General features: G+C 66.7%; 18 protein-coding genes and 1 pseudogene. 13 read left to right on the plus strand and 6 right to left on the minus strand.

The window, feature by feature from the left end:
- Nucleotides 1-124: 124 nt before the first annotated feature.
- Nucleotides 125-2,425: a fatty acid cis/trans isomerase gene (locus AC25MA_RS23695; protein ID WP_486972451.1), complete on the minus strand. Its 2,301-nt coding sequence runs from the start codon at nucleotides 2,423-2,425 to the stop codon at nucleotides 125-127.
- Nucleotides 2,426-2,599: 174 nt separating this feature from the next.
- Between AC25MA_RS23695 and metH the strand changes: the two genes are divergently transcribed.
- From metH to AC25MA_RS23715, 4 genes and pseudogenes are all read left to right on the plus strand, one after another.
- Complete coding sequence (gene metH / locus AC25MA_RS23700; protein ID WP_062363285.1) at nucleotides 2,600-6,307, plus strand: methionine synthase; 3,708 nt, start codon at nucleotides 2,600-2,602, stop codon at nucleotides 6,305-6,307.
- A 44-nt stretch (nucleotides 6,308-6,351) separates the two neighbouring features.
- Nucleotides 6,352-6,540: pseudogene (locus tag AC25MA_RS23705) on the plus strand (saccharopine dehydrogenase); the annotation flags it as partial.
- 204 nt (nucleotides 6,541-6,744) lie between these two features.
- The gene (locus tag AC25MA_RS23710; RefSeq protein WP_263157295.1) at nucleotides 6,745-7,899 is read left to right on the plus strand and encodes a cysteine desulfurase family protein; all 1,155 of its coding nucleotides are present in this window, start codon (nucleotides 6,745-6,747) and stop codon (nucleotides 7,897-7,899) included.
- A 276-nt stretch (nucleotides 7,900-8,175) separates the two neighbouring features.
- A complete protein-coding gene (locus AC25MA_RS23715) occupies nucleotides 8,176-9,033 on the plus strand; it encodes a CAP domain-containing protein (RefSeq protein ID WP_088851617.1) in 858 nt (285 codons plus the stop codon).
- Between the two features lie 38 nt (nucleotides 9,034-9,071).
- Here the strand turns inward: AC25MA_RS23715 and AC25MA_RS23720 are convergent, their stop codons facing one another.
- Nucleotides 9,072-10,073: a GlxA family transcriptional regulator gene (locus AC25MA_RS23720; RefSeq protein WP_486972452.1), complete on the minus strand. Its 1,002-nt coding sequence runs from the start codon at nucleotides 10,071-10,073 to the stop codon at nucleotides 9,072-9,074.
- 100 nt (nucleotides 10,074-10,173) lie between these two features.
- On the opposite strand from AC25MA_RS23720, the gene AC25MA_RS23725 reads away from it, so the two are divergent.
- Nucleotides 10,174-10,785 carry a LysE family translocator gene (locus AC25MA_RS23725; protein WP_280092936.1) on the plus strand — a complete coding sequence of 204 codons (612 nt, stop codon included), beginning with the start codon at nucleotides 10,174-10,176 and terminating at the stop codon, nucleotides 10,783-10,785.
- Between the two features lie 12 nt (nucleotides 10,786-10,797).
- Here AC25MA_RS23725 and AC25MA_RS23730 read toward each other — a convergent pair whose 3' ends face one another.
- Nucleotides 10,798-11,994, minus strand: a complete 1,197-nt coding sequence (locus tag AC25MA_RS23730; RefSeq protein ID WP_486972453.1) for an MFS transporter — start codon at nucleotides 11,992-11,994, stop codon at nucleotides 10,798-10,800.
- Nucleotides 11,995-12,101: 107 nt separating this feature from the next.
- Entirely contained in the window at nucleotides 12,102-13,001 is a 900-nt protein-coding gene (locus AC25MA_RS23735; protein WP_028690709.1) for a LysR family transcriptional regulator, read from the minus strand.
- A 73-nt stretch (nucleotides 13,002-13,074) separates the two neighbouring features.
- Between AC25MA_RS23735 and AC25MA_RS23740 the strand changes: the two genes are divergently transcribed.
- Nucleotides 13,075-13,404: a cupin domain-containing protein gene (locus tag AC25MA_RS23740; RefSeq protein WP_486972454.1), complete on the plus strand. Its 330-nt coding sequence runs from the start codon at nucleotides 13,075-13,077 to the stop codon at nucleotides 13,402-13,404.
- Here AC25MA_RS23740 and AC25MA_RS23745 read toward each other — a convergent pair.
- Nucleotides 13,395-14,762 carry an MATE family efflux transporter gene (locus AC25MA_RS23745; protein WP_186595726.1) on the minus strand — a complete coding sequence of 456 codons (1,368 nt, stop codon included), beginning with the start codon at nucleotides 14,760-14,762 and terminating at the stop codon, nucleotides 13,395-13,397. The genes AC25MA_RS23740 and AC25MA_RS23745 overlap by 10 nt on opposite strands.
- Before the next feature lie 103 nt (nucleotides 14,763-14,865).
- Between AC25MA_RS23745 and AC25MA_RS23750 the strand changes: the two genes are divergently transcribed.
- The 4 genes from AC25MA_RS23750 (at nucleotide 14,866) to AC25MA_RS23765 (ending at nucleotide 20,981) form a co-directional block, all read left to right on the plus strand.
- A complete protein-coding gene (locus AC25MA_RS23750) occupies nucleotides 14,866-15,459 on the plus strand; it encodes a TetR/AcrR family transcriptional regulator (RefSeq protein WP_197866330.1) in 594 nt (197 codons plus the stop codon).
- A 232-nt stretch (nucleotides 15,460-15,691) separates the two neighbouring features.
- Nucleotides 15,692-18,097 (plus strand): glucose/quinate/shikimate family membrane-bound PQQ-dependent dehydrogenase, encoded by a 2,406-nt coding sequence (locus tag AC25MA_RS23755; protein WP_069017630.1) that lies wholly within the window; start codon nucleotides 15,692-15,694, stop codon nucleotides 18,095-18,097.
- A gap of 108 nt (nucleotides 18,098-18,205) precedes the next feature.
- Nucleotides 18,206-19,456: a carbohydrate porin gene (locus AC25MA_RS23760; protein ID WP_069017631.1), complete on the plus strand. Its 1,251-nt coding sequence runs from the start codon at nucleotides 18,206-18,208 to the stop codon at nucleotides 19,454-19,456.
- Nucleotides 19,457-19,589: 133 nt separating this feature from the next.
- Nucleotides 19,590-20,981, plus strand: coding sequence for an APC family permease (locus AC25MA_RS23765; protein WP_036986111.1), 1,392 nt, complete (start codon nucleotides 19,590-19,592; stop codon nucleotides 20,979-20,981).
- Between the two features lie 24 nt (nucleotides 20,982-21,005).
- Here AC25MA_RS23765 and AC25MA_RS23770 read toward each other — a convergent pair whose 3' ends face one another.
- Entirely contained in the window at nucleotides 21,006-22,019 is a 1,014-nt protein-coding gene (locus AC25MA_RS23770) for an AraC family transcriptional regulator (RefSeq protein WP_028690702.1), read from the minus strand.
- A gap of 172 nt (nucleotides 22,020-22,191) precedes the next feature.
- Here AC25MA_RS23770 and AC25MA_RS23775 point away from each other — a divergent pair, with 172 nt between their 5' ends.
- Genes AC25MA_RS23775 through AC25MA_RS23785 form a run of 3 tightly spaced genes read left to right on the plus strand, consistent with a single transcriptional unit; the run spans nucleotide 22,192 to nucleotide 24,839 of the window.
- A complete protein-coding gene (locus tag AC25MA_RS23775; protein WP_486972455.1) occupies nucleotides 22,192-23,376 on the plus strand; it encodes an acetyl-CoA C-acyltransferase family protein in 1,185 nt (394 codons plus the stop codon).
- 14 nt (nucleotides 23,377-23,390) lie between these two features.
- The gene (locus tag AC25MA_RS23780; protein WP_028690700.1) at nucleotides 23,391-24,239 is read left to right on the plus strand and encodes a 3-hydroxybutyryl-CoA dehydrogenase; all 849 of its coding nucleotides are present in this window, start codon (nucleotides 23,391-23,393) and stop codon (nucleotides 24,237-24,239) included.
- A 12-nt stretch (nucleotides 24,240-24,251) separates the two neighbouring features.
- Complete coding sequence (locus AC25MA_RS23785; protein WP_247283187.1) at nucleotides 24,252-24,839, plus strand: TetR/AcrR family transcriptional regulator; 588 nt, start codon at nucleotides 24,252-24,254, stop codon at nucleotides 24,837-24,839.
- The last annotated feature ends 641 nt before the right edge of the window (nucleotides 24,840-25,480 follow it).

Genomic DNA, 25,480 nt, shown 5'->3' on the forward strand with positions numbered 1-25,480 from the left:
TCGGCTCCCACTGGGATAGCGCACGTCTGTGGGAGCCGGCTTGCCGGCGATGGGCTGCAAAGCAGCGCCAGGGCCTACCCATCGATTCCGACCGCATGGGTGCCGAAAAGATCAGGCCAACCGATCAGAGGTTCTCGTAGCGGTTCATGTCCAGCACGCCGGCCTCTACCGGCTCGGTTTCCTTGATGTAGCTGTTCAGGTCATGGAAGTAGCGCCAGAACTCGGGGTGGCTGCGGCGAACGCCCCAGCGCATGACGATGCGCTCGAACTTGGCCGTGTCGTCCCGCGCCGCCTCCATGTCCTCGACGAACTCCGGCACATCGGCCACCGGGATGTTGAAGATGAAGTTGGGATAGCTGCTGAGCACGCCCGGGTACAGGGTCAACGTGTCCAGCCCCGGCTGGTAACGGTAGGCCTCGCCAAGCAGGAACGCCACGTTGCTGTGCGCGCGATTGCGCAGCAGGCTGTAGACCTGGCGCTGGCCGCCCTGCCCTTCGATGCGCAGCATGGTCGCCTCGGGCAGTTGCCCGATCACCTTGAGCCCTGCCGCCGGGCGCGACACCAGGCGGCTCAGCGACTGCTCGGCGTCACGGAACTCCGTGGGCAGGCCGGACCGCGAGCAATAGGCGCCCTGGCAGCGGTTGATCGGATCCGGCGCGGCGTTCAGGCTGCCGGTGCGTTGCAGCAGCTTGAGGCCGAAGTCGCGCTTGGGATCGTGCTTGTCCAATTTCAGCGCGCTCGGAGTGCTGGTGTCGATGTCCTCGTAGTCCATCCACATCTTCACCTTGCCGCTGTTCTGGTACCAGTCGCCGAGGATCTCGCCACGCTTGCCCGCAGGCATCAGGCGCAGGAAGTTGATCTCGGCGCCGTTGCGGATCAGGTCGAAGTACAGCCGTGTCTGCAACTGGTGCGAGACATTGCCGAACACATCGAAGTTCACCGCCAGCTGGTAGTAGGTGCGCTCGAACAGCGGGTAGTCGAACAGCCACATGGTCAGCGGCACGTCACCGATCAGGCCCTTGGTCACCGAGGCGCTGTCGAAGTGGCGGAAAATGCTCAGCAGTGCGTTGTCGTTGCCGGCCCACAGGGTCGACCAGCTTGGCGCCGGCTGCTCGGCATAGGCTTCGCGACGCAGCGCCTCGTACTCGTTGCGCTTGTCGCGGTAGGCGTGCCACAGGCTCAGCACGCTGCCAACGTCATCGATCTGCCCGGGCATCGCAAGCAACGGCGTGGCCTCGCCCCGGTACTTGGCGTCGGTGATGTACAGGTCGTGGGCCGGCTCCTGGAACAGCGCCCAGAAGTTGTCGCGGATCACGTCGGTGGCGATCTGCCCGCGGCACACCGGGCCGCGAATGAAGGTGCGGACGAAGTACTCGGCGTTGTCCAGCATGAACTGGTAGCGGGCCACCGCCGGGATCGCCTCGAAGGTCTCGAACGGGTTGGCGCGGTGGCGCGGGCCATAGCCGGGCAGCGACGAGGCATGCCAGTCGCCGCTGTAGAACAGCTGCTTGATCCGCTTGAGCTTCTGCGGCCCCATCGGGTAAGTGATGTGGGTCTTGTGGACGATCACGCCCTGCACCGGAATCAGCCGGTAGTAGAAATCGGTGCCCGGCGGGTCGTTGGGCCGGCGGGTGGCGATCAGGTCCACCGGCTGGCCGCTCGGCGTGCGCGAGCGCACCCATTGGAAGAAGTGTCCGGGCTCACCGCCGACGAAGTGGATGTGCGCGAGGAACAGGTGCTCGTACAGCCAGCGGCCGACCAGCGCCTCGGTAGAGCCCGGGCGGTTGAGCAGCTCTTCCCAGTCGGCGATCTGCTTCGCCTCGACCGCGCTGGGCTGGATTGGCGTCTTTTCGACCGGAGCCCCGGCTGCCAACCAACGCTGCAGGGTCTGATACTCCTGGTCGGTCAGGCCGGTGACCGCCAGCGGCATGCCCTCTTTCGGGTGGGCGCCGGCGTAGGCGTCGAACTCGTGGGGCAGCGGGCACATGTTGTTGCGGTTGAGCCCCAGGACGATTTCTTCGGGCAGCTTGGCATTGGGCGTGAGCGGGGTCTTGTGGCCCAGTTCGAGCATGCGCGCCATCAACGCCGCCTGGCTGCCCTGCTTGTCCAGCACCGAGTAGAAACCCTGCTTGCGCCAGCCGGCTTCGTCGCGGGCATCGTAGAACAGCCGCGTGGTGGGCACCGCCTGGCTGCGTTCGCCTTGGTAGACCGGCACCTTGGAAGCGCCGCGCTCGGCGCCCTCAGCGCTGCCCAGGTTGAGTTGGCAGGCTGCATCGTTGCAGGCGTGGCAGGCCACGCACTTCTCGGTGAAGATCGGTTGGATATCCCGGGTGTATGAAATCGTCGGGCTCGATTGGGGGGCCTGCCCGAACGCCGCGCCACTGAGGAGCAGGGCGAAGGCGCTGGCAAGTATGCGATGCAACATGTGCCGAATGTCCTGGTTCTTGAAAGCCATCACGATGTGCCTGGCGGGTCCTGAGGTGTTGGGGGCGCCGCGCCAACATGAGGGAAATTCATGCAAATGGGCGGTACGCCTAAAATCCGTGCAGCTTTGTTATTATTCGGCACCTTCTGATATTCGCCCGACCAGGTAGTTCCTATGTCCGACCGCAGCGCTCGTTACCAAGCACTCCAGAAAGCACTCAAAGAGCGCATCCTGATCCTCGACGGCGGCATGGGTACTATGATCCAGAGTTACCGCCTCGAGGAACACGACTATCGTGGCACGCGCTTCGCCGATTGGCCAAGCGATGTTAAGGGCAACAACGACTTGCTGCTGCTCAGCCGCCCGGATGTCATCGCCGCAATCGAGAAGGCCTACCTGGACGCCGGCGCCGATATCCTCGAGACCAACACCTTCAACGCCACGCAGATATCCCAGGCCGACTACGGCATGGAGGCGCTGGTCTATGAGCTCAACGTCGAGGGCGCGCGCGTCGCCCGCCAGGTGGCCGACGCCAAGACCCTCGAGACCCCGGACAAGCCACGCTTCGTCGCCGGCGTGCTCGGCCCGACCAGCCGCACCTGCTCGATCTCCCCCGACGTTAACGACCCGGGCTATCGCAACGTCACCTTCGACGAACTGGTAGCGAACTACATCGAGGCCACCCGGGGCCTGATCGAGGGCGGCGCCGACCTGATCCTGATCGAGACCATCTTCGACACCCTCAACGCCAAGGCGGCGATCTTCGCCGTGCAGCAGGTGTTCGAAGAGGACGACGTCGAACTGCCGATCATGATCTCCGGCACCATCACCGACGCCTCCGGCCGCACCCTGTCGGGCCAGACCACCGAAGCCTTCTGGAACTCGGTACGCCACGCCAAGCCGATCTCCGTCGGCCTGAACTGCGCCCTCGGCGCCAAGGACCTGCGTCCTTACCTGGAAGAGCTGGCGACCAAGGCCGACACCCATGTGTCCGCCCACCCCAACGCCGGCCTGCCCAACGCCTTCGGCGAGTACGACGAGACCCCGGCGGAAATGGCCGCGGTGGTCGAGGAGTTCGCCGCCAGCGGCTTCCTCAACATCATCGGCGGCTGCTGCGGCACCACCCCGCCGCACATCCAGGCCATCGCCGAGGCGGTCGCCAAGTACAAGCCGCGCGCGATTCCGGACATCCCCAAGGCCTGCCGCCTGTCGGGCCTGGAGCCGTTCACCATCGATCGCCAGTCGCTGTTCGTCAACGTCGGCGAGCGCACCAACATCACCGGCTCCGCCAAGTTCGCCCGGCTGATTCGCGAGGAGAACTACACCGAGGCCCTGGAAGTCGCCCTGCAGCAGGTCGAGGCCGGGGCCCAGGTGATCGACATCAACATGGACGAAGGGATGCTCGACTCCCAGGCCGCCATGGTCCGCTTCCTCAACCTGATCGCCGGCGAGCCGGACATCTCCCGGGTGCCGATCATGATCGACTCCTCCAAGTGGGAGGTGATCGAGGCGGGCCTGAAGTGCATTCAGGGCAAGGGCATCGTCAACTCGATCTCGATGAAGGAAGGCGTCGAGCAGTTCAAGCACCACGCCCGCCTGTGCAAGCGCTACGGCGCCGCCGTGGTGGTGATGGCCTTCGATGAGGTCGGCCAGGCCGACACCGCCGCGCGCAAGAAAGAGATCTGCCAGCGCAGCTACGACATCCTGGTCAACGAGGTGGGCTTCCCGCCGGAAGACATCATCTTCGACCCGAACATCTTCGCCGTCGCCACCGGCATCGACGAGCACAACAACTACGCCGTCGACTTCATCGAGGCCTGCGCCTACATCCGCGACCACCTGCCGTATGCCCTGAGTTCGGGCGGCGTGTCCAACGTGTCGTTCTCGTTCCGCGGCAACAACCCGGTGCGCGAGGCGATCCACTCGGTGTTCCTCTACCACGCGATCCAGAACGGCCTGACCATGGGTATCGTCAACGCCGGCCAGCTGGAGATCTACGACGAAATCCCCGCCGCCCTGCGCGAGAAGGTCGAGGACGTGGTGCTCAACCGCACCCCGCACGGCACCGACGCCCTGCTGGCGATTGCCGACGACTACAAGGGCGGCGGCGCCACCAAGGAAGTCGAGAACGAAGAATGGCGCTCGATGCCGGTGGACAAGCGCCTCGAGCATGCGCTGGTCAAGGGCATCACCGCCTACATCGTCGAAGACACCGAAGAGTGCCGCCAACAGTCGGCGCGCCCGATCGAAGTCATCGAAGGCCCGCTGATGAGCGGCATGAACGTGGTCGGCGACCTGTTCGGCGCCGGCAAGATGTTCCTGCCCCAGGTGGTGAAATCCGCCCGGGTGATGAAGCAGGCCGTGGCCCACCTGATCCCGTTCATCGAGGCCGAGAAAGGCGACAAGCCCGAGGCCAAGGGCAAGATCCTCATGGCCACGGTCAAGGGCGACGTGCATGACATCGGCAAGAACATCGTCGGCGTGGTGCTCGGTTGCAACGGCTATGACATCGTCGACATGGGCGTGATGGTCCCGGCCGAGAAGATCCTGCAAACCGCCCGCGAGCAGAAATGCGACATCATCGGCCTGTCCGGCCTGATCACCCCGTCGCTGGACGAGATGGTCCACGTCGCCCGCGAGATGCAGCGCCAGGACTTCCACCTGCCGCTGATGATCGGTGGTGCCACCACCTCCAAGGCGCACACCGCGGTGAAGATCGAGCCCAAGTACGCCAACGACGCCGTGGTCTATGTCACCGACGCCTCGCGCGCGGTGGGCGTGGCCACCCAGTTGCTGTCCAAGGAACTCAAGAGCGGCTTCGTCGAGAAGACCCGCCAGGAATACGTCGAGGTGCGCGAGCGCACCGCCAACCGCAGCGCCCGCACAGAGCGCCTGAGCTACGCCCAGGCCATCGCCGCCAAGCCACAGTACGACTGGGCCGCCTACCAGGCCGCGGTGCCCTCCTTCACCGGCGTCAAGGTGCTGGAAGACATCGACCTGCGCACCCTGGCCGAATACATCGACTGGACGCCGTTCTTCATCTCCTGGGACCTGGCCGGCAAGTTCCCACGCATCCTCACCGACGAAGTGGTCGGCGAGGCCGCCACGGCGCTGTACAAGGACGCCCGCGAGATGCTTGACAAGCTGATCGACGAAAAGCTGATCAGCGCCCGCGCGGTGTTCGGCTTCTGGCCGGCCAACCAGGTCGAACACGACGACATCGAAGTGTACGGCGACAACGGTGACACCCTGGCCACCCTGCACCACCTGCGCCAGCAGACCATCAAGCCCGACGGCAAGCCGAACTGGTCCCTGGCCGACTTCGTCGCGCCGAAGGACAGCGGCGTGACCGACTATGTCGGCGGTTTCATCACCACCGCCGGCATCGGCGCCGAGGAAGTGGCCAAGGCCTACCAGGACAAGGGCGACGACTACAGCTCGATCATGGTCAAGGCCCTGGCCGACCGCCTGGCCGAGGCCTGCGCCGAGTGGCTGCACGAGCAGGTGCGCAAGGAGCACTGGGGTTATGCCAAGGACGAGCACCTGGACAACGAGGCGCTGATCAAGGAGCAGTACAGCGGCATCCGCCCGGCACCTGGCTACCCGGCCTGCCCGGACCACACCGAGAAGGAAACCCTGTTCCGCCTGCTCGACGGCACCGCCATCGGCGAGACTGGTCCGAGCGGCGTGTTCCTCACCGAGCACTTCGCCATGTTCCCGGCGGCGGCAGTCAGCGGCTGGTACTTCGCCCACCCGCAGGCGCAGTACTTCGCCGTGGGCAAGGTGGACAAGGACCAGATCGAGCAGTACAGCGCCCGCAAGGGCCAGGACATCAGCGTCAGCGAGCGCTGGCTGGCGCCGAACCTGGGCTACGAGGGCTGAATCCGGGTCTCATGGAAACAAACGTATGTAACTGATTTAACCGGTACAGCGTGGCCGAAGCCTGCATCGAGGCGGGCGCCAGCTATTGCGACCTCTCCGACTGCCGGGTGTTCGTCAACGGCATTGAGCGCCTGGACGCCCGCGCCCGGGCGGCCAATGTCGCGCTGCTCAGCGGCTGTAGCTCGGTACCCAGTCTGTCGTCGGCGATCCTCGACGAGCAGCGCCATCACTTTGGTGATGATCACCAAGCAGGCACCGTGGCAATGGCTCTGACCCTCGCAAGAAAAATATTCTAAGTACATAGCGAAAAAGCATAGAATTTTTTTCGAGTATCGCCTTGATACGGGAAAAAGGAAAAACATTCATATCGGCAATTGCCTAGGATGATGTCCATGGATGCCGACAGGCGGCGTCCACGCACGGACCCGCCCGCGATCATGCCCAGCACCCCGCTCTACTTCGATTACGCCGCCACCACTCCGGTCGATGACCAGGTCATCGCTGCCATGCTCACCTGCCTGGGCCGCGAAGCCAACTTCGGCAACCCCGCCTCCAGCGGCCACTTCCATGGCCAGGCCGCCCGCGAGGCCGTCGAGCAGGCCCGCCGCCAGGTGGCCGAGCGCGTAGGCGCCCAGCCCGACGATCTGGTCTGGACCTCCGGCGCCACCGAATCCAACAACCTGGCACTCAAGGGTATCGCCCAGGGCTTCGCGCAGCCGGGCCACCTGCTGACCAGCCAGCTCGAACACAAGGCCATCCTCGACACCGCCGCCGAACTGGAGCGCCAGGGCTGGACGGTGACCCGCCTGGCGCCGGACGCCCATGGCCTGATCCAGGCCGAGGCCGTGCAGGCCGCGCTGCGCCCTGACACGCGGCTGGTTTCGCTGATGGCGGTGAACAACGAACTGGGCACGCTGACCGACTTCGCCCGCATCGGCGAGCTGGTCCGCGACCATGGCGCCCTGTTGCATGTGGACGCGGCGCAGGCGGTGGGCAAGGTCCGCATCGACCTGGCGCACCAGGCCGTCGACCTGATGTCGTTCTCGGCGCACAAGGTCTATGGCCCCAAGGGCATCGGCGCCCTCTACGTCGGCGCCCGCGCCCGCCCGGCCATGCGTGCGCAGATGCACGGTGGCGGCCATGAGCGCGGCCTGCGCTCCGGCACCCTGGCCACCCACCAGATCGTCGGCATGGGCAGCGCGTTCGAGTTGGCCGGCCAACCCGGCGAGGCCGAATACCAGCGCCTGGAGCAGCTCGCCCGACGCCTGCGCGACGGTCTGCTGGCCCTGCCTGGGGTCACGCTCAACGGCTGCGCGGTGCAGCGCATTCCCCACACCCTCAACCTGTGCATCGACGCCAAGGGCTTCAACAGCCTGGCCCTGGCCGGCGAGTTGGCGCTGTCCACCACCTCGGCCTGCAACTCGGCAAGCAACGCGGCGTCCCACGTGCTGCTGGCCCTCGGCCTCGACGAGCGCCAGGCGCGCAACAGCGTGCGCCTGAGCCTCGGGCGCTACACCAGCGAGGCGGACGTGGACACGGCGCTGGCGGTGTTCGGCCGGGTTGTTGGAGCAGCCGCGGTGGCACTCTGGTAGGCACGCCGCACCCCCTGCTGGTCAACAGGGTGCCGGTGATACGGCCGGTTCTCCCTGTTGACCGCAGGGTCACAACCTTCTTCCGTACCTTCAAGCGATAGCGCGCCAACAACGATCGCACTTTTTTGCCGACCGGCGGTCTACTCCCTCTTTTGCCAACCGCATTCGATTGCCAAGGCCCGCTTTTTCACGCTGCACATGGCCAGGCCAAAAGCCTTGCCGTTGTGTAGGATGGGCAGCGCAGATCCAGACGCTGCCAGTTACAGGGAGATCCACATGCGCGTCCCATCCGTTGCCTGCCTCATCGGCCTGACGCTGGGCCTGCTCGCCGCGACCAGCGCGCAGGCCTTCACCGGTGAAGAGGCGCAACTGATCGATACGATCAACGTCTACCGCAGCCAAGCCCAGCGCTGTGGTGGCGAAGCCTCGCTGGAGCTGCCGCCGCTCAACAGCGACACCCGCCTGGCGCTGTCGCCCGAAGGCACCCGCGACCTGCAGCAGGCCATGACCCGCGCCGCCTACCCGATGGTCAATGTCCAGGCCATCAGCCTGTCCGGCCCGCGGGACGCCCAGGCGGCGATGAAGGCCATCGAGGAGAGCTTCTGCCAAGTGGTGCTCGACCCGCAGTTCGTCGACATCGGCGTCAGCCAGGAGGGCCGAGACTGGCGCATCGTCCTGGCCCGGCCGCTGCTCAGTGCCCGCCTGGGCGACTGGCAGGCCGAAGGCCAGAAGCTGCTGCAGGAGATCAACGCCGCACGCCAGTTGCCCCGCCAGTGCGGCGGCCAGCCGTTCGCCGCCGCCCCCGCGCTGGCCTGGAACGCCACCCTGGCGGGTGTGGCCGCCAACCACACCCGGGCCATGGCCAACCAGAATTTCTTCGATCATCTCGACCGCGATGGTCGTACTCCGGGCGACCGGGCTGAGCTGGCCGGCTACCTGTACCGGCAGATCGGCGAAAACATCGCCGCCGGGCGCGACACCGCGCGCAAGGTGGTCGATGGCTGGCTGGCCAGCCCAGGGCACTGCGCCACGCTGATGAACCCGGACTTCCGTGAACTGGGAGCGGCGTATGCGGTGGATCCGAAGAGCGATGCCGGGATCTACTGGACGGGGTTGTTCGGCACGCCGCAGTAAACCTGCATCGCGGGGCTAGCCCGCTCCCACGCTGCGGGTCAAGGCGTGGGAGCGGGCTTGCCCCGCGATGAGTCCAGCTCGGACCTGCGTAACGCCAGCGCCGAGCAACCAAACCGCCGTCGCACCCACTTGCCCAGGTAGCTGGCATCCCCCATCCCCACTTCATCGGCGATCTGCGCCAGGCTGTGGCTGGAGTTGAGCAAGCGCCAGCGCGCCTGCTGCAGGCGTAGCTCCTGCCACCAGGCCTTGGCGCTCATGCCATGACAAGCCTGGAACTGGCGGTCGAGCTGGCGCCGGCTGATGCCCAGTTCTGCCGCCAATACCTCCACCGGCAGCTGCGTCGCCAGGTGATGGCGCATCAGCGCCGTGGCCCGCTGCACCTGGCGTGCCTGCCCGGCGCCGGCCTCCAGCGAACGCAAGGCGTGCTGGCTGTCCCGGCTTTCGTCCACCAGCATGTCGGCCAGGCCCTTCAGCGCCCGGGCACGGCCACTGGCGCGGGCGATCAGCTCCACCGCCAGGTCGATGGCCGCCGTGCCGCCGGCACAGGTGATGCGCTCACCGTCGAAGCAGAACAGTTGCCCGGTCAACAGGCGCACGCGGGGAAAGGCCAGGCGAAACTCCGCTTCATGGCGCCAGTGCACCACCACCTGATGACCGTCCAGCAGGCCGCAGGCCGCCAACAGGAAGGCCGCGTTGTCGACACACACCAGCTTCACCCCGACCTTGCTCGCCTGCTTCAAAAGGGCCTTGTAGCGCGGTGCCAAGGCCGCCGTGGCACTGGCGTTGCGCCCGCCGAACAGCACCAGGTGGTCGTAGTCGCCCCAGCGGATCTGCGCAGGGGTTGCCTCGACCTGGACAATCGCTGCGCTGCTGGAAACCACCGGCTCCCGGTCCAGCCCGAGCACGGTCCAACGGCAATAGCGCTGACGGCTGTAGTCCTCGTCGTCGGCGGAGAAGCGCAGCTTGTCGAGGAACGCGCCGAACGGCAGCAAGGCGAACTCCGGTAAAGGCAGGATCAGCAGACGCAGGTCGGGTGTCATTCAGGAATGTCCAGATATAACCATTCAATGACCAGATACTACCCTGTATTTCCACTGCCCTGCCCTACACTGGCGCCCTGCACTTCCACAAGGCTCCCCCATGGCACTCGACACCTGGCTCATCTACCTGCTCGCCAGCATCGGACTGTCGCTGACCCCAGGTCCGAACAGCCTGCTGGCCCTGACCCATGGCGCGCTGTACGGCGCCCGCCGCACGCTGTTCACCATCCTCGGCGGCGTGCTGGGCTTCAGTCTCCTGATCGCCCTGACCATGTTCGGCCTGAGCGCCCTGCTGCAGGCCTCGGCCTCGTTGCTGACGGTGCTCAAGTGGATCGGCGGGGCCTACCTGGTCTGGCTTGGGATCCAGCTGTGGCGAACACCGGCGCTGCACCTGGAACAACCGCGCGGCGGTGTGGCGCTGAGCAATGCCGGGTTGTTCCGCCAGGGCTGCCTTTCGGCTGTGGCCAACCCCAAGGTGCTGCTGTTCTATGGCGCGTTCCTGCCCCAGTTCATCGACCCGCAGCGTGGCCTGCTGGTGCAGTTCGTGGCGATGGCGGCGACCTTCGCCTGTGTCGAATGCCTGGTGGAGTACCTGCTGGCACGTCTGGCGTTTCGCATCCGCCCGTGGCTGGCCAAGGGTGGCCGGGGGTTCAATCGCTGTTGCGGGAGCCTGTTCGCACTGATCGGCGTGGCCCTGCCGCTGGGACGATAGAAGCCCCGGGGATCATCGCCGGGAAACAACCAGGAACACCCCCAGCGCAACCGCCGGCAATCCCGCCCCCAGCAACGCCACGCCGCTCCAGCCGTACTGCGCGTACACCCCGCTGGCCAGTGCCGAGCCCAGCGCCCCGCCGAGGAAGATGCTGGTCATGTACAGGGCATTGAGCCGGCCACGGCTGGCCGGATCCAGCGCGTAAACCTCACGCTGGCCGATGACCATGTTCATCTGCACGGCGAAATCCAGCAGCACCCCGGTCAACCCCAGGCCGATCACGCTGGCGCCCGGTGCGCTCAGGCCCAGCAGCAACGCCAGCGGCGCCAGGGCCATCGCCAGCAGCGAAGCGCGTCGCGCATGCCCGGCATCGGCCAGGCGCCCGGCCAGCGGCGCCGCCACCGCGCCCACCGCGCCCACCAGGGCGAACAGCGCGATCTGGCTCTGCGACAGGCCGTGCTCGCCGGCCAGCGCCAGCGGCACTGCGGTCCAATACAGACTGAACGCCGCAAACATCAGCGCCTGGTACAGCGCCCGCTGGCGCAACGTCGGATGGCGGCGCAACAGCACCAGCAACGAAGCCATCAGCCCAGCATAACTGGCCTTGTGCTCCGGCAGCCGGCGCGGCAAGGTCAACGCCAGCAGCAGGATGATCGCCACCATCACCCCGGCGGCGCCGACAAACACCGCGCGCCAGCCGAAGTGATCGGCCACCAGGCTCGCCAGCGGCCGCGCCAGCAGGATGCCCAGCAGCAACCCACCCATGATGTTGCCGACCACCCGGCCACGCTCGCGCTCCGGCGCCAGGTGCGCCGCCAGTGGTATCAGCATCTGCACCGCCACCGAGCTGAAGCCGATCAGCAGCGCGTACAGCAGGAACACCTCGCCCTGCCCGTGACCACTGGTGCCGGCCAGCAACAGGCTGCCGGTGGCCAGCACCGCCGTGGCGATCATCAGCCAGCGGTTCTCCAGCAGGTCGGCCAGCGGCACCAGGAACAACAAGCCCAGGGCATAGCCGATCTGGGTCAGGGACACGATCAGGCTGGCCCGCTCGGTGGACAGCCCCAGGTCCGGCGCGATCAGGCCGACGATGGGCTGGGCGTAGTAGATGTTGGCGACGATGGCGCCGCAGCAGAACGCCAGCAGCGTCACCAGGGCCCGGCTCAGGCCCGGGGCCGTTGCCTGGGCGACGGCGAGGGAGGGATTCATTCGAGGGTACCTCGGCTTGCGAAAGGATGTGCGCGAAGGGTGACGGACATCCGCCCCGCCGAGAATCCATCGCCCGCGCAACGAGCCTTTGCGCGGCGCGCAACGCATCAGCCAGCCAGCAACCCCTCGCAGAAGGCGACGAACGCCATCACCCGGCGCGAGCCACGGTGGTTGGGCAGGTACAGGGCGTTGATGCTGGCGCTGGCCGCCCCCGGGCTCACCGTCCAGTCGGCGAACAGCCGCTGCAGGCGCCCGGCCTCGACATCCTCGCGCACCAGCCAGTCGGCCAGCAGCGCCACGCCGCTGCCGGCAATGGCCGCCTCACGCAAGAGGTCGGCGTTGGCGCTGCGCAACGGGCCGCTGACGTCCAGTTCCAGGCGCTGCTCGCCCAGGCTTAGCCGCCACGGCCGCGCCGATTGGCCGTAGCGAAAACGCAGGCAGGCGCACGCGGCCAGTTGCTGCGGCTCGCTGAGCACCGGCTGCTGGCGCAGGTATGCCGGGCTGGCCACCAACCAGCGCTCGAAGCGCCCCAGCGGGCGACACACCAGTTCATCACTGGGCGCCGGCTCGCCAAGGCGGATGCTCAGGTCGTAGCGGCCATCGAGCAGGTCGTCAAAGCGGTCGCTCAGGTCGATGTCCAGCTCCAGTGCCGGGTAACGGGCGAGGAACGCGCCCAGGTGCGGAGCGATGACCCGGCGACCGAACTCCACCGGCAGGCACAGGCGCAACACGCCGACCGGCTCTTCGCCGCGGTCGGCGACACTGGCGTCGGCCTCGGCCAGGGCCTCGAGAATCTCGCGGGCCCGCTGGTAGTAGCTGGCGCCGGCTTCGGTCAGGCTGACCTGGCGGGTCGAGCGGTTGAGCAGGCTGGCCCCCAGCTCGAGTTCCAGGGCGTCGACCTGGCGGGTCACCGAGGAGGTCGCCACCCCGAGCCTGCGCGCGGCGGCGGAAAAGCCGCCGGCCTCGGCGGTGGCCATGAACACCTTCAGAGCCAGCAGCTTGTCCATCGTCAATCTTCCAGGGGGCAAAGGCCAAAACCTTCCTACAATCACCGACTGGAATCAACCACGCGAGACGCCCATGCCCGACAACCTGTTCAGCGCCCTGCCGCCGCTCGCGCCCGACGCCGACGAGCAGTTCACCGACCTGCTCCGGCGCCCGGGCCTGCGCATCGAGCGTATCGTCTCCAGCGGCCAGTACAGCCCGCCGGGGTTCTGGTACGACCAGGCCGAGGGCGAATGGGTGGTCGTGCTCAGCGGCAGCGCCGGGCTGCGCCTGGAGCACGAGCCACATACCCGCGTGCTGCGCCCCGGCGACCATCTGGGCATCCCGCCCGGTTGCCGCCACCGGGTGGAATGGACCGAGCCCGGCGTGGCGACGGTATGGCTGGCGGTGTTCTATCAGGGCTGAGCCAGTACCGCCGTGGCGGGCGTTGCCTGCAGGCGATAGAACCGCCACGGCAGCAGCACCGCCGCCACGGTCAGGCCGCAGGCGAAGCCGACCCAGACGCCCACCGCGCCCAGCGAGGAGTGCAAGGCCAGCCAGTAGCTCAGTGGCAGCGCCAGCAGCCAGTAGCTGACCAGGGTCACGCCCACCGGCCAGCGATAGTCCTGCAGGCCGCGCAAGGCGCCCAGCGCGGTGGACTGCAGACCATCGGCCACCTGCATGGCCGCGACCACCACGAACATCGGCACGGCGATGGCGATTACCTGCGGGTCGTCGCTCATGGCCTCGGCGATGGAGCGCCCGAACAGCGCCAGCAGCACGGTGGCCACCAGCATCCAGGCAGTGACGCTGGCAAAGGTGGCGCTGCCGATGGCGCGGATGCGTGCCGTCTCGCCGCGGCCCTGGGCCTGGCTGATGCGGATGCTGACCGCCGCCGCCATGCCCAGCGGCAGCATGTACAGCAGCGCGCCGATCGACTGCACCACCTGGTTGGCCGCCAGGGCCGCATTGCCCAGCCAGCCGAGCATCCAGGCAGCGATCACCACCGCGCCGGCCTCGGCAAGATACCCCAGGCCCAGCGGCCAACCCTCGCCCAACAGCGTGCGCCAGGTCAATCGTGCCCCTTGGGCAGCCTGACGGTAACTCGCCAGCGAGGGCGCCAGGCGCCAGTAAGCCAGGGCCAGCAGCACCGCCAGCGATTCGGCGATCACACTGGCGATACCCGCCCCCAGCAGGCCCAGCGCCGGCAAGCCGAAATGGCCGTGGATCAGCCCATAGCTCAGCGGAATGTTGAACAACACCGCGCTCATCACCAGCAGCACGCCCACCCAGGGCCGGCCGATGGCTTCCAGCACGTCCTTGAACACCACCGCCAGGCAGTACGGGATCAGGAATACCGCCATGGCCTGCCAGTACGGCGTCAGCAGCGCCACGTCGGGCAGCGGTACGCCCAACCATTGCACCAAGGGCAGGCAGGCCAGCATCGCCAGGCAGCCGAGGATACCCACCAGCAGGCCATAACCCAGCCCGGCACGCAGCGTGCGTGCCACGGCGCCGGGGTCGTCGGCGCCATGGGCATGGCCGACGCGCACGCTGAGGGTGGCGAGCATGCCGTACAGCCCGGCATGGAAGATCAGCCCGGCGCTGCTGGTCAGCGCGACACAGGCCAGTACCACGGTGCCCAGCGAGGCCAGCAGCACGGTATCGGTCAGGCTGATCAGTTCGGCCGCCGACAGGCCCAGCACCAGCGGCAGCGCCAGGCGCAACAGGCCAGGCAGCTCGCCCAGCCAGGCAACATTCTTGGGTGAAGCGAGGGCAGTCACGGTAGCCATCTCCAATTGACATACGCCGCGTATGCTAATGCCATTTATTGACATACGCAACGTATGCTAATTTGCAGCCATCGTTTTTTACCCGGAGCCCTCCATGCCCACCCCTCGCCGCAGCCGCGCCGCCATGAGCGCGGACACCACCGAACGGCTGATCGCCGTCGCCCGCCACCAGTTCGCCGAAAAGGGCTTTGCCGCCGTGGTGATGGATGAACTGTGCGCCGAGGCCGACCTCACCCGCGGGGCCTTGCACCACCATTTTGGCGGCAAGGCTGGGCTGTTCACCGCTGTGGTGCAGCACCTGCTCGAGGAGATCAACCAGGCGATCGATGCCCGCTACGCCACTCATGACGACCCGTGGGAGGGCTATATCGACACCTGCCTGTACTACTACGACCTGCTGCACGAGCCGGCCCTGCGCCGCATCCTGCTGCAAGACGCCCCCGGGGTGCTCGGCCCTCGGCTGCGCGAACTGGAGGAAGCCAGCTACATCGGGCCCATGGCCCAAGGGCTGGTGGAGTTGCAGCAGGCCGGCAGGCTGCGCGCCTTCGACGCCGTGGCCATGGCCCACCTGATCAATGGCGCGATGGGCGACAGCGGCATGTGGGTGATTGCCCAAGACGATCCGCAAGCGGCGGCGGAGCGGGTGAAGGGGGCGCTGCGCTGTTTGATGGAAGGGTTGCAGGCCTGAGTTCATTCTGGTTTTGGCGCGCGCTGCGTGGGAGCGGGCTTGGCCCGCGATGGCGTCCCCCAGCCAACCTGGTTGTAGCGACTGGCCTCATCGCGGGGCAAGCCCGCTCCCACGTGGACGGTTAATCGCCTGCTCTAATTGCGACAATCGGCCACAAATCAAAATGTACTAACTTGTTAATTAGCTTGCTAAGGGCTTAAACTTCTCGCATTCCACCTGCGAGATCCCTGGCATGAAAGACTCACCCCGCGCCTCCGGCGCCTCAACCTTCATCCTGGTCGGACTGGGCGTCGTCATCGCCCTGCTCGGCCTGCTCCTGGCCGCCGGCGGCGTCAAGCTGGCCGGCCTGGGCGGTTCCTGGTACTTCCTGGTCGGCGGCCTGGCCATGGCCATTGCCGGGATCCTCATCGCCCGTCGCAAGCCCGCTGGCGCCTGGCTGTACGCGCTGTTCCTCGCCGGCACCGCGATCTGGGCCGTGGCCGACACCGGGCTGGCGTTCTGGCCGTTGTTCTCGCGGCTGTTCATGTTTGCCGCCATCGGCCTGGTGGTGGCGCTGGTGTATCCGCAACTGGTCCGACGCCCGGCGCGTGGCGCCTATGGCGTCGCCGGCCTGCTGGGCGTGGCGCTGGTGATCGCCGCCGGCAACATGTTCGTCGCCCATCCCAGCGTCGCCCCCACCGGCAAGGGCCCAGGCCAGACGCCGGTGGAACCCGGCCAGCAGCAGAAGGACTGGGCCCACTACGGCAACACCGAGGGCGGCAGCCGCTTCGCCGCGCTGGACCAGATCAACCGAGGCAACGTCGACCAGCTCAAGGTGGCCTGGACCTACCACACCGGTGACGTCGCCCTCAGCGACGGCAACGGCGCCGAAGACCAGCTCACCCCACTGCAGGTAGGCGACAAGGTGTTCATCTGCACCCCGCACAACAACCTGATCGCCCTCGACGCCGACACCGGCAAGGAACTGTGGAAAAACGCCATCAACGCCCAGTCCAAGGTCTGGCAGCGCTGCCGCGGCCTGGCCTACTTCGACGCCAGCGCGCCGATCGCCCAGCCGACCCAGCCTGACAGCACGCCGGTCAGCGTGAGCAGCGTGCCGGCCGGCGCCAACTGCCAGCGCCGCCTGCTGACCAACACCATCGATGCCCGCCTGATCGCGGTCGATGCCGACACCGGCGCATTCTGCGAAGGCTTCGGCGACAACGGCCAGGTCGACCTCAAGGCCGGCCTGGGCAACGTACCGGACTCGTACTACCAGCTGTCCTCGGCACCGCTGATGGCCGGCACCACCGTGGTGGTCGGCGGCCGCGTCGCCGACAACGTACAGACCGACATGCCCGGCGGCGTGATCCGTGGCTTCGATGTGATCACCGGTGCCCAGCGCTGGGCCTTCGACCCGGGCAACCCGCAGGACCGCGAAGCCCCGCAAGGCGACCGGACCTACGTGCGCAGCACCCCCAACAGTTGGGCGCCGATGTCGTACGACCCGGCGATGAACACCCTGTTCCTGCCGATGGGTTCCTCGTCCACCGATATCTACGGTGTCGAGCGCAACAAGCTTGACCACACCTACGGCGCCTCGGTGCTGGCCCTGGACGCCACCACGGGCAACCAAAAGTGGGTGTACCAGACCGTGCATAACGATCTCTGGGACTTCGACCTGCCAATGCAGCCGAGCCTGATCGACTTCACCAAAGACGACGGCAGCACCGTGCCCGCCGTGGTGATCGGCACCAAGGCCGGGCAGATCTACGTGCTCGACCGCGCCACAGGCAAGCCGCTGACCCAGGTCGACGAAGTCCCGGTCAAGCCGGGCAACATCCCTAACGAACCGTACTCGCCGACCCAGCCAAAGTCGGTGGGCATGCCGCAGATCGGCGCGCAGACCCTGACCGAATCGGACATGTGGGGCGCCACCCCGTACGACCAACTGCTGTGCCGCATCGACTTCAAGAAGATGCGCTACGACGGCCTGTACACCGCGCCGGGCACCGACCTGTCGCTGAGCTTCCCCGGCTCGCTGGGCGGCATGAACTGGGGCAGCATTTCCACCGACCCGGTGCATGGCTTCATCTTCGTCAACGACATGCGCTTGGGCCTGTGGATCCAGATGATCCCGTCGCAGAACCAGGGCGCGGCGGCAGGCGGCGGCGAGGCGCTGAACACCGGCATGGGCGCGGTGCCGCTCAAGGGCACGCCGTACGCGGTGAACAAGAACCGCTTCCTGTCGGTGGCCGGTATTCCGTGCCAGGCGCCGCCGTTCGGCACCCTCACCGCCATCGACATGAAGACCCGGCAGATCGCCTGGCAGGTGCCGGTCGGCACCGTAGAGGACACCGGCCCTCTGGGCATCCGCATGCACCTGCCGATCAAGATCGGCCTGCCGACCTTGGGCGGCACCCTGTCCACCCAGGGCGGCCTGGTGTTCATCGCCGGCACCCAGGACTTCTACCTGCGCGCCTACGACAGCGGCAACGGCAACGAGATCTGGAAGGCCCGCCTGCCGGTCGGCAGCCAGGGCGGCCCGATGACCTATGTGTCGCCGAAAACCGGCAAGCAGTACGTGGTGGTCACCGCCGGCGGCGCGCGCCAGTCGACCGACCGTGGCGACTACGTGATGGCGTACGCCCTGCCGTAATCGCGTCGCCTGCATCGCCGGCAAGCCGGCTCCCACAGGGTCCATGCACTCAGTGTGGGAGCCGGCTTGCCGGCGATGAGGCCCTTTCAGACAACCCGAGACTCCGCAATGTCATCCGTTTCACGCCTCACGCCCACCCTGCTTCTTGCCCTCGCCAGCACTGCTGCATTCGCCGCCGACAATACCCTGACCGGCGACTGGGGCGGCCTGCGCCACCAGCTCGCGGCAGACGGCATCACCTTCACCGGCGACTACAGCGGCGAGACCGCCTACAACGCCCATGGTGGCCTGCACCGTTCGGCCCGCTACTCGCAGAACCTCAAGCTGGGCGTGCAGTTCGACCTGTCGAAGCTGTACGGCCTGGACAACGGCGGCAAGGTCCAGCTGACTATCAACGACCGCCGTGGCAACAGCGCTTCAGACGACCTGGTAGGCAACCGCCTGCCGATCCAGGAAAACTACGGCGGTCTCTACACCCGCCTGACCGAACTGAGCTACGAGCGCAACCTGTCGCCCGCGCTCAACCTCAAGCTCGGCTACATGGCCATGGGCAACGACCTCGGCGGGCTGGACAGCGGCATCCTGTGCAACTTCATGAACGCCGGATTCTGTGGCCACCCGCTGAACATGTCCGGCGGCAGCGGCTGGACCAACTACCCCAACGCCCACCTCGGCATACGGGTGAAATATGACCTCGCGCCCGACTGGCAACTGCGGCTGGCGGCGTTCAATGTCGACCCCGAGAGCAACGGCAATGCCAGCCGCGCCTGGCACCTGGGACCCAAGCACACCACCGGCACCGTGGTCCCGGTGGAACTGGTGTACAAGCTGCGCGGTGAACTACCGGGCGAATACAAGCTCGGTTACTACTACGACAGCTCGAACGTGAAGCGCATCGGCAGCAGCGAGGAAGTCGCCGGTCGTGGCGGACATTATCTGCTGGTCGATCAGGCCGTGTGGAACGACCCGGCATCGCCCGGGCGCAGCCTGCATGCCTTCGGCCAGTACTCGGCCTCGAGCAAGGCCGCCTCGCCATTCACCCGGTGGTACGGCGCTGGCGTGGTGCTGTACCAGCCGTTCGCAAGCCGGCCACGGGATACCGTTGCCCTGGGGTATGGCCGCGCGGTAGCGAACCCACGTAGCCGCGATGTGCTGGAAGAGGCGGCCGTCGATGCCGGGCAACCCTTCCCGAACCTCGACAGCGCCGAGCAACTGGTCGAGCTGAGCTATGGCTACCAGGCCACCGCTTGGCTGAACCTACGCCCGGATGTGCAGTACATCGTCGAGCCGGGAGCGTTTTCCGGGAAGGACATCGACAATGCGCTGATATTCGGCTTGCAGGTCAAGGCGACGTTCTGAAATAAGGCCTGGCGGGCTCTGGAGGAGCGCCTAGCTTTTTCCTGCCTAGCAACCACATATTTACTAATTTCCCCGCCCCGCACCCTGTCCCAGTATCTGGCGCAACTACAACAACAAAGAGCGGGGAACTGTCATGAGTGCAAGTGCGTCCGTGCCTGCCAGCGTGCAGCACGATCAAGCCGGTTTTCGCCGGGTCCTGGGGCTGGGGTCGCTGCTGGCGGTGGCCGTGGGCCTGGTGGTGTCGCAAGGGGTGATGGTGATGATGCTGCAGGGGGTCGGTGCCGCCGGCCTGGGCTTCATCGTGCCGTTGGGGCTGGCCTACCTGCTGGCCCTGAGCTACGCCTTTTCCTTCTCCGAACTGGCCCTGCTGGTGCCCCGTGCCGGCAGCCTGTCGAGTTACACCGAGGTGGCGCTGGGGCACTTCCCGGCGATCCTGGCGACCTTCTCCGGCTACGTGGTGGTGGCCATGTTCGCCCTGTCGGCCGAACTGCTGTTGCTCGACCTGATCGTCGCCAAGGTCTACCCCGGGGTGTTCCCGCAATACTCGGTGGCCTTCGGCGTGCTCGCGCTGTTCACCGGCCTGAACCTGATGGGCATCGACATCTTCGCCAAGCTGCAGAGCGCCATGGCCGTGGTCATGGTGATCGTGCTGCTGATCCTCGGCGTCGCCGCGATCAGCGAAGGTCATGCCGAAGGGGTCACCACCACGCTGCTGCAGGGCGAGTGGAATCCGATGGGCGCCGGGGTGCTGGCCCTGACCGCCATGGCCGTGTGGGGCTTCGTCGGCGCCGAGTTCGTCTGCTCGCTGGTGGAGGAAACCCGCAAGCCCGAACGCAACATTCCGCGTTCGATGATCATCGGCCTGACCGTGATCTTCGCCACCATTGGCCTGTACGGCCTGGGTGCATTGTTCCTGGTGCCCCGCGAAGCCCTGAGCAGCGATGCCCTGCCTCATTACCTGTTCGCCACCACGGTGTTCGGCAAGACCGGCGAGGTGTTCCTGGTGATCGCCGCGGTGACCGCCACCTGCAGCACCCTCAACACCTCGCTCGCGGCCATTCCGCGCATGCTCTATGGCATGGCCTGCAATGGCCAGGCGTTTCCCCAGTTCAAGCAGCTCAGTCCGCGGGCGCGCACGCCCTGGGTGGCCGTGCTGTTCGTGGCGGCGATCACCGGCCTGCCGATCCTGCTGATGGGCCAGGACGCCGCCGCGATCAACCTGCTGCTGCTGGCCGCCGCCCTGGCCTGGCTGCTGGCGTACATCATCGTGCACCTTGACGTGATCGCCCTGCGGTTGCGCTACCCGCATCGGGCGAGGCCATTTCGCACCCCGCTCTATCCGCTGCCGCAGCTGTTCGGCATCGGCGGGATGCTGTATGCGATCTGGCATGCCTCGCCCAGCCCGGAGATGAACCTGAAGGTCTTCGGTACGGCAGGGATCGTGCTGGCGGTGGTATCGCTGATCGCGCTGGTCTGGATCAAGGGCGTGATGAAGAAGCCGTTGTTCAGGCCCGAACCGCTTTAGCGATAGCGGACCAAGCACGCCCCATCATGCCGAAGAGGCGCGCTTGGCCCGATAGCTGCCCGGACTCTGCCCGGTCCACTTCTTGAACGCCCGGTGAAACGCGCTGGGTTCCTGGAACCCGGTGTGCTCGGCGATCTCGGCGATGCTCAGGTGGCCTTCGCGCAAGAGTTCGAAGGCCATCGCCCGGCGTACCTCGTCCTTGATCTGCTGGTACGAGCGCCCTTCTCGCTCCAGCTGGCGGCGAAAGCTGCTGGCGCTGAGCCGCTGCCGTTCAGCCATGGCGTTGAGCGTCGGCCACTGCCCGTAGTGGCGGGCGCGCAGGTGACGATAGACCTCGGCCACCAGGCCGTTCTGGTTGCGAAAGCGGATCACCAGCCCTTGCGGCGCGCTGCGCAGAAAACCCTTCAGCGCCGTCAGGTCCTGCACCACCGGCAAGCGCAGCCAGGCGCTGTCGAACTCCACCTCGGTGCGTCCGCTGCCCAGGCGCAGGTCCGGCCCCCAGAGCAGCGCGTCATCCTCCTGCGCCGGGCGCCCCAGGGCCAGCTCGGTGCGGTCGATGGCGATGCGCCGACCGGCCAGCCAGCACAGCAGGCCGATCACCAGGACCAGGTAGGTTTCCTCGGCATAGACCCGGGTCAGCGGGTCGGCGATGTTCGATTGCACGCTGATCACGGTGCGCGCACCGCGCACCGTGACACTGCCGTTCAGGTCGCGCAAAAACAGGGCGAAACTGCCCAGGCACTGACGCAACGCCTTGCCCAGGGTCGGCTCCTGGATCAGCCCGCGGCAGATCAGGGCGAAGCTGCCCAGGGGCATGCCATGGCTGTCGAGGCGGAAGAACTCATCGTGCAGTTCGTCGATCAGCGCCAGCCACAGTTGGGCGAACGCCTTGGCCGGTACCCGCGCCAGCGGCTGGGACAGCACCTGCGGGTCGATGCCCACCGCCCGCAGATGGGCATCGCGCGCCTGTGGCCGCTCACGCAAGGCGTGAAGCATGGCATTGAGGAAGTACACCGCGACCGTATCGCTATCGCGCATGGCAGAAGTCCGCTGTCTATGCTGAGTGGCAAAAAATGCCAGGTTGACTGAACAGATCCGGCATAGGCCGCCTGAGTGCCTTTGCCTAGACTCGATCCACCCCGGGAGGGTGCGGCCGCCATTCTCGCAGAGCCACTCCCACCCCGCCACGCCTTCGCAAACGGAGCCCCCCATGAGCAGCACAGAAATCTTCGTCGTCAGCGCGGTACGTTCGGCCATCGGCAGCTTCGGCGGTTCGCTCAAGGACCTGCCCCTGGCCGACCTCGCCACCCAGGTGACCCGTGCCGCCATCGAGCGCTCGGGCGTCGCCGCCGAGCAGATCGGCCATGTGGTGATGGGCAACGTGATCCCCACCGAACCACGCGACGCCTACCTGGGCCGGGTCGCGGCGATGAACGCCGGCATTCCCAAGGAAACCCCGGCCTTCAGCGTCAACCGCCTGTGCGGCTCGGGCCTGCAGGCCATCGTCTCGGCCGCCCAGGGCCTGCTGCTGGGCGACAGCGACATCGCCCTGGCCGCCGGCGCCGAGTCCATGAGCCGCGGCCCCTACCTGCTGCCGCAGGCCCGCTGGGGCGCGCGCATGGGTGACCTGCAGGGTATCGACTACATGGTCGGGATCCTCCAGGACCCGTTCGAGCACTTCCACATGGGCATCACCGCCGAGAACGTCGCGGCGGCCCACGGCATCAGCCGCCAGATGCAGGACGAGGTCGCCCTGACCAGCCAGCGCCGCGCCGCCCGGGCCATCTCCGAAGGCCGCTTCGACGGCCAGATCGTGCCGATCGAGATCAAGACCCGCAAAGGCCCCGTGCAATTCGCCGTGGACGAGAACGTGCGCGGCGACGCCAGCGCCGAACAGCTGGCGGCCATGAAGGCGGTGTTCAAGAAGGACGGCACCGTCACCGCCGGCAACGCCAGCAGTATCAACGATGGCGCCGCCGGCCTGGTCCTGGCCACCGGTGACGCCGTGCGCCGCCAGGGCCTCAAGCCGCTGGCGCGCATCGTCGCCTACGCCCACGCCGGTGTGGAACCGGCACTGATGGGCCTGGGCCCGATCCCGGCCACGCAGAAGGTGCTGGAAAAAGCCGGCCTGAAGGTCGCCGACCTGGACGTGATCGAGTCCAACGAAGCCTTCGCCTCCCAGGCCTGCGCCGTGGCCCGCGCCCTGGGCTTCGACCCGGAGAAGGTCAACCCCAATGGCTCGGGCATCTCCCTCGGCCACCCGGTCGGCGCCACCGGCGCGATCATCGCCACCAAGGCCATCCATGAACTGCATCGCGTCCAGGGCCGCTACGCCCTGGCCACCATGTGCATCGGCGGCGGCCAAGGCATCGCCGTCGTCTTCGAACGCGTCTGAAAGGAGTCAGCAACATGAACATCGAACACATCGCCGTGATCGGCGCCGGCACCATGGGCAACGGCATCGCCCAGGTGTGCGCCCTGGCCGGCTACCAGGTCCTGCTGGTGGACGTCTCCGACGCCGCGCTGGAGCGCGGCGTGGCGACCCTGGGCAAGAACCTCGAGCGCCAGGTCGGCAAGGGCACCATCGACGCCGACAAGGCCAGCGCCGCCAAGGCCCGGATCCGCACCAGCACCGATTATGCCCAGCTGGCAGACGCACAGCTGGTGATCGAAGCGGCCACCGAGAACCTTGCCCTCAAGCAGCGCATCCTGCAGCAGGTGGCCGCCAACGTCGGCGCCGAGTGCCTGATCGCCACCAACACCTCGTCGCTGTCGGTCACCCAGCTGGCGGCCAGTATCGAACAGCCGCAGCGTTTCATCGGCGTGCACTTCTTCAACCCGGTGCCGATGATGGCGCTGGTCGAGATCATCCGCGGCCTGCAGACCAGCGATGCGACCTACGCCCAGGCGCTGCTGGTCACCGAGAAGCTCGGCAAGACGCCGATCACCGCCGGCAACCGCCCAGGCTTCGTGGTCAACCGGATCCTGGTGCCGATGATCAACGAGGCGATCTTCGTATTCCAGGAAGGCCTGGCCAGCGCCGAGGACATCGACACCGGCATGCGCCTGGGCTGCAACCAGCCGATCGGTCCGCTGGCCCTGGCCGACCTGGTGGGCCTGGACACCTTGCTGGCGATCATGGAGGCCTTCCACGAGGGCTTCAACGACAGCAAGTACCGCCCCGCTCCGCTGCTCAAGGAGATGGTTGCCGCCGGCTACCTGGGGCGCAAGAGCGGTCGTGGCTTCTTCACCTACTGACGGAGTCGCGCCATGCCCCCGGTCAACGCGGCGCTGCGCTGCGCCAATTTCGAGGAGCGGCGTGACCGGGCCATGGCCCTGTTCGCCGAGAAAGGCTTCGGCCAGGTCAGCATGCGTGAGCTGGCGGCGCACGTGGGCTTGACCGCGGGCTCGCTTTATCACCATTTTCCCAGCAAGCAGGACCTCTTGTACGACCTGATCGAAGAACTGTACGAGGAGTTGCAGGCCACCCTGGACCTGGGCCGTCGGGCGCGGGCCCAAGGGCGGCCGGTGCTGGCCTGCCTGATTGCCGCGCACTGGCAGTTGCATGGGGAGCGGCCGTTGCAGTTTCGCCTGGCCGAGCGGGATTTCTGCTGCCTCACCGGGGAGCAGCAGGTGCGCCTGGCGGGCTTGCGGGAGCGCTATGAAACCGGGCTTTTACGGTTGATCGCGCCGCAGGCGCGGTTGGGGGCGCAGGCACTGGCGGCTAGCGGGCATGTGCTGGCTACGCTGTTGAATCAGCTGCCTGGGATGTTGCGGGGGAAGGGGCTGGGTGAGGTTGAGGGGGTTGGGTTGATGGAGAGTTTGGTGGTGGGGGCTGTGGAGAGGGCTTTGGGGTAGGGCTCCGGCTCTGGCTCCTTGGTGATTGTTTTGGTTTTTGCATGCACATTCGTAGGAGATATCGACATTTAGTCACCTTTCCGCCTTTACGGCGGCCTACTTTTCTCGTGGGAAAAGTAGGCAAAACCGTTCCGCTCCGTTCATCCGGCCCCTGCGCTTCGCTCCGGGGTTCCCTCGCTCCGTTCTTGCTCCCGGGAGGACCGCACTGAACGCCCCATCCTGGGGCGCAGCGCTTGACGGCCATCCATGGCCGTCACCTCCCTCCGCAAGAACTCCGCTCAGCCTCCTGAAGTCGCAATTGGCGGTGCCTGAACTATCGCGCGCTTAGAAGCAAGAGCAAGAGCAGGAGATGCGAAGTTAGTTTTTGATAATTAGTTATATATTGGCTGTTCCGGCCCTTTCGCGGGGCAAGCCCGCTCATACAGAGATCTATATAACGACGACTATCGCGTGGGAGCGGGCTTGCCCCGCGATGCGATCTAGAGATTAATTAAGTTCAAACTAGCGACAGCTGCGCCAGTTCAGGCGCCGCCCGTAACTTGCGCGACTTCAGGAGGCCGAACGCAGGACTTGCGGAGGGAGGTGACGGGCATGGATGCCCGTCAAGCGCTGGGGCCCAGGATGGGCCCTGCAGCGCGGTC

It is taken from the genome of Pseudomonas sp. P65(2024), assembly GCF_057480955.1.

Coding starts and splice junctions, on each gene's coding strand:
- AC25MA_RS23695 (WP_486972451.1), bottom strand. CDS start 2,425: ATGTTGCATCGCATACTTGCCAGCGCCTTCGCCCTGCTCCTCAGTGGC.
- metH (WP_062363285.1), top strand. CDS start 2,600: ATGTCCGACCGCAGCGCTCGTTACCAAGCACTCCAGAAAGCACTCAAA.
- AC25MA_RS23710 (WP_263157295.1), top strand. CDS start 6,745: ATGCCCAGCACCCCGCTCTACTTCGATTACGCCGCCACCACTCCGGTC.
- AC25MA_RS23715 (WP_088851617.1), top strand. CDS start 8,176: ATGCGCGTCCCATCCGTTGCCTGCCTCATCGGCCTGACGCTGGGCCTG.
- AC25MA_RS23720 (WP_486972452.1), bottom strand. CDS start 10,073: ATGACACCCGACCTGCGTCTGCTGATCCTGCCTTTACCGGAGTTCGCC.
- AC25MA_RS23725 (WP_280092936.1), top strand. CDS start 10,174: ATGGCACTCGACACCTGGCTCATCTACCTGCTCGCCAGCATCGGACTG.
- AC25MA_RS23730 (WP_486972453.1), bottom strand. CDS start 11,994: ATGAATCCCTCCCTCGCCGTCGCCCAGGCAACGGCCCCGGGCCTGAGC.
- AC25MA_RS23735 (WP_028690709.1), bottom strand. CDS start 13,001: ATGGACAAGCTGCTGGCTCTGAAGGTGTTCATGGCCACCGCCGAGGCC.
- AC25MA_RS23740 (WP_486972454.1), top strand. CDS start 13,075: ATGCCCGACAACCTGTTCAGCGCCCTGCCGCCGCTCGCGCCCGACGCC.
- AC25MA_RS23750 (WP_197866330.1), top strand. CDS start 14,866: ATGCCCACCCCTCGCCGCAGCCGCGCCGCCATGAGCGCGGACACCACC.
- AC25MA_RS23755 (WP_069017630.1), top strand. CDS start 15,692: ATGAAAGACTCACCCCGCGCCTCCGGCGCCTCAACCTTCATCCTGGTC.
- AC25MA_RS23760 (WP_069017631.1), top strand. CDS start 18,206: ATGTCATCCGTTTCACGCCTCACGCCCACCCTGCTTCTTGCCCTCGCC.
- AC25MA_RS23765 (WP_036986111.1), top strand. CDS start 19,590: ATGAGTGCAAGTGCGTCCGTGCCTGCCAGCGTGCAGCACGATCAAGCC.
- AC25MA_RS23770 (WP_028690702.1), bottom strand. CDS start 22,019: ATGCGCGATAGCGATACGGTCGCGGTGTACTTCCTCAATGCCATGCTT.
- AC25MA_RS23775 (WP_486972455.1), top strand. CDS start 22,192: ATGAGCAGCACAGAAATCTTCGTCGTCAGCGCGGTACGTTCGGCCATC.
- AC25MA_RS23780 (WP_028690700.1), top strand. CDS start 23,391: ATGAACATCGAACACATCGCCGTGATCGGCGCCGGCACCATGGGCAAC.
- AC25MA_RS23785 (WP_247283187.1), top strand. CDS start 24,252: ATGCCCCCGGTCAACGCGGCGCTGCGCTGCGCCAATTTCGAGGAGCGG.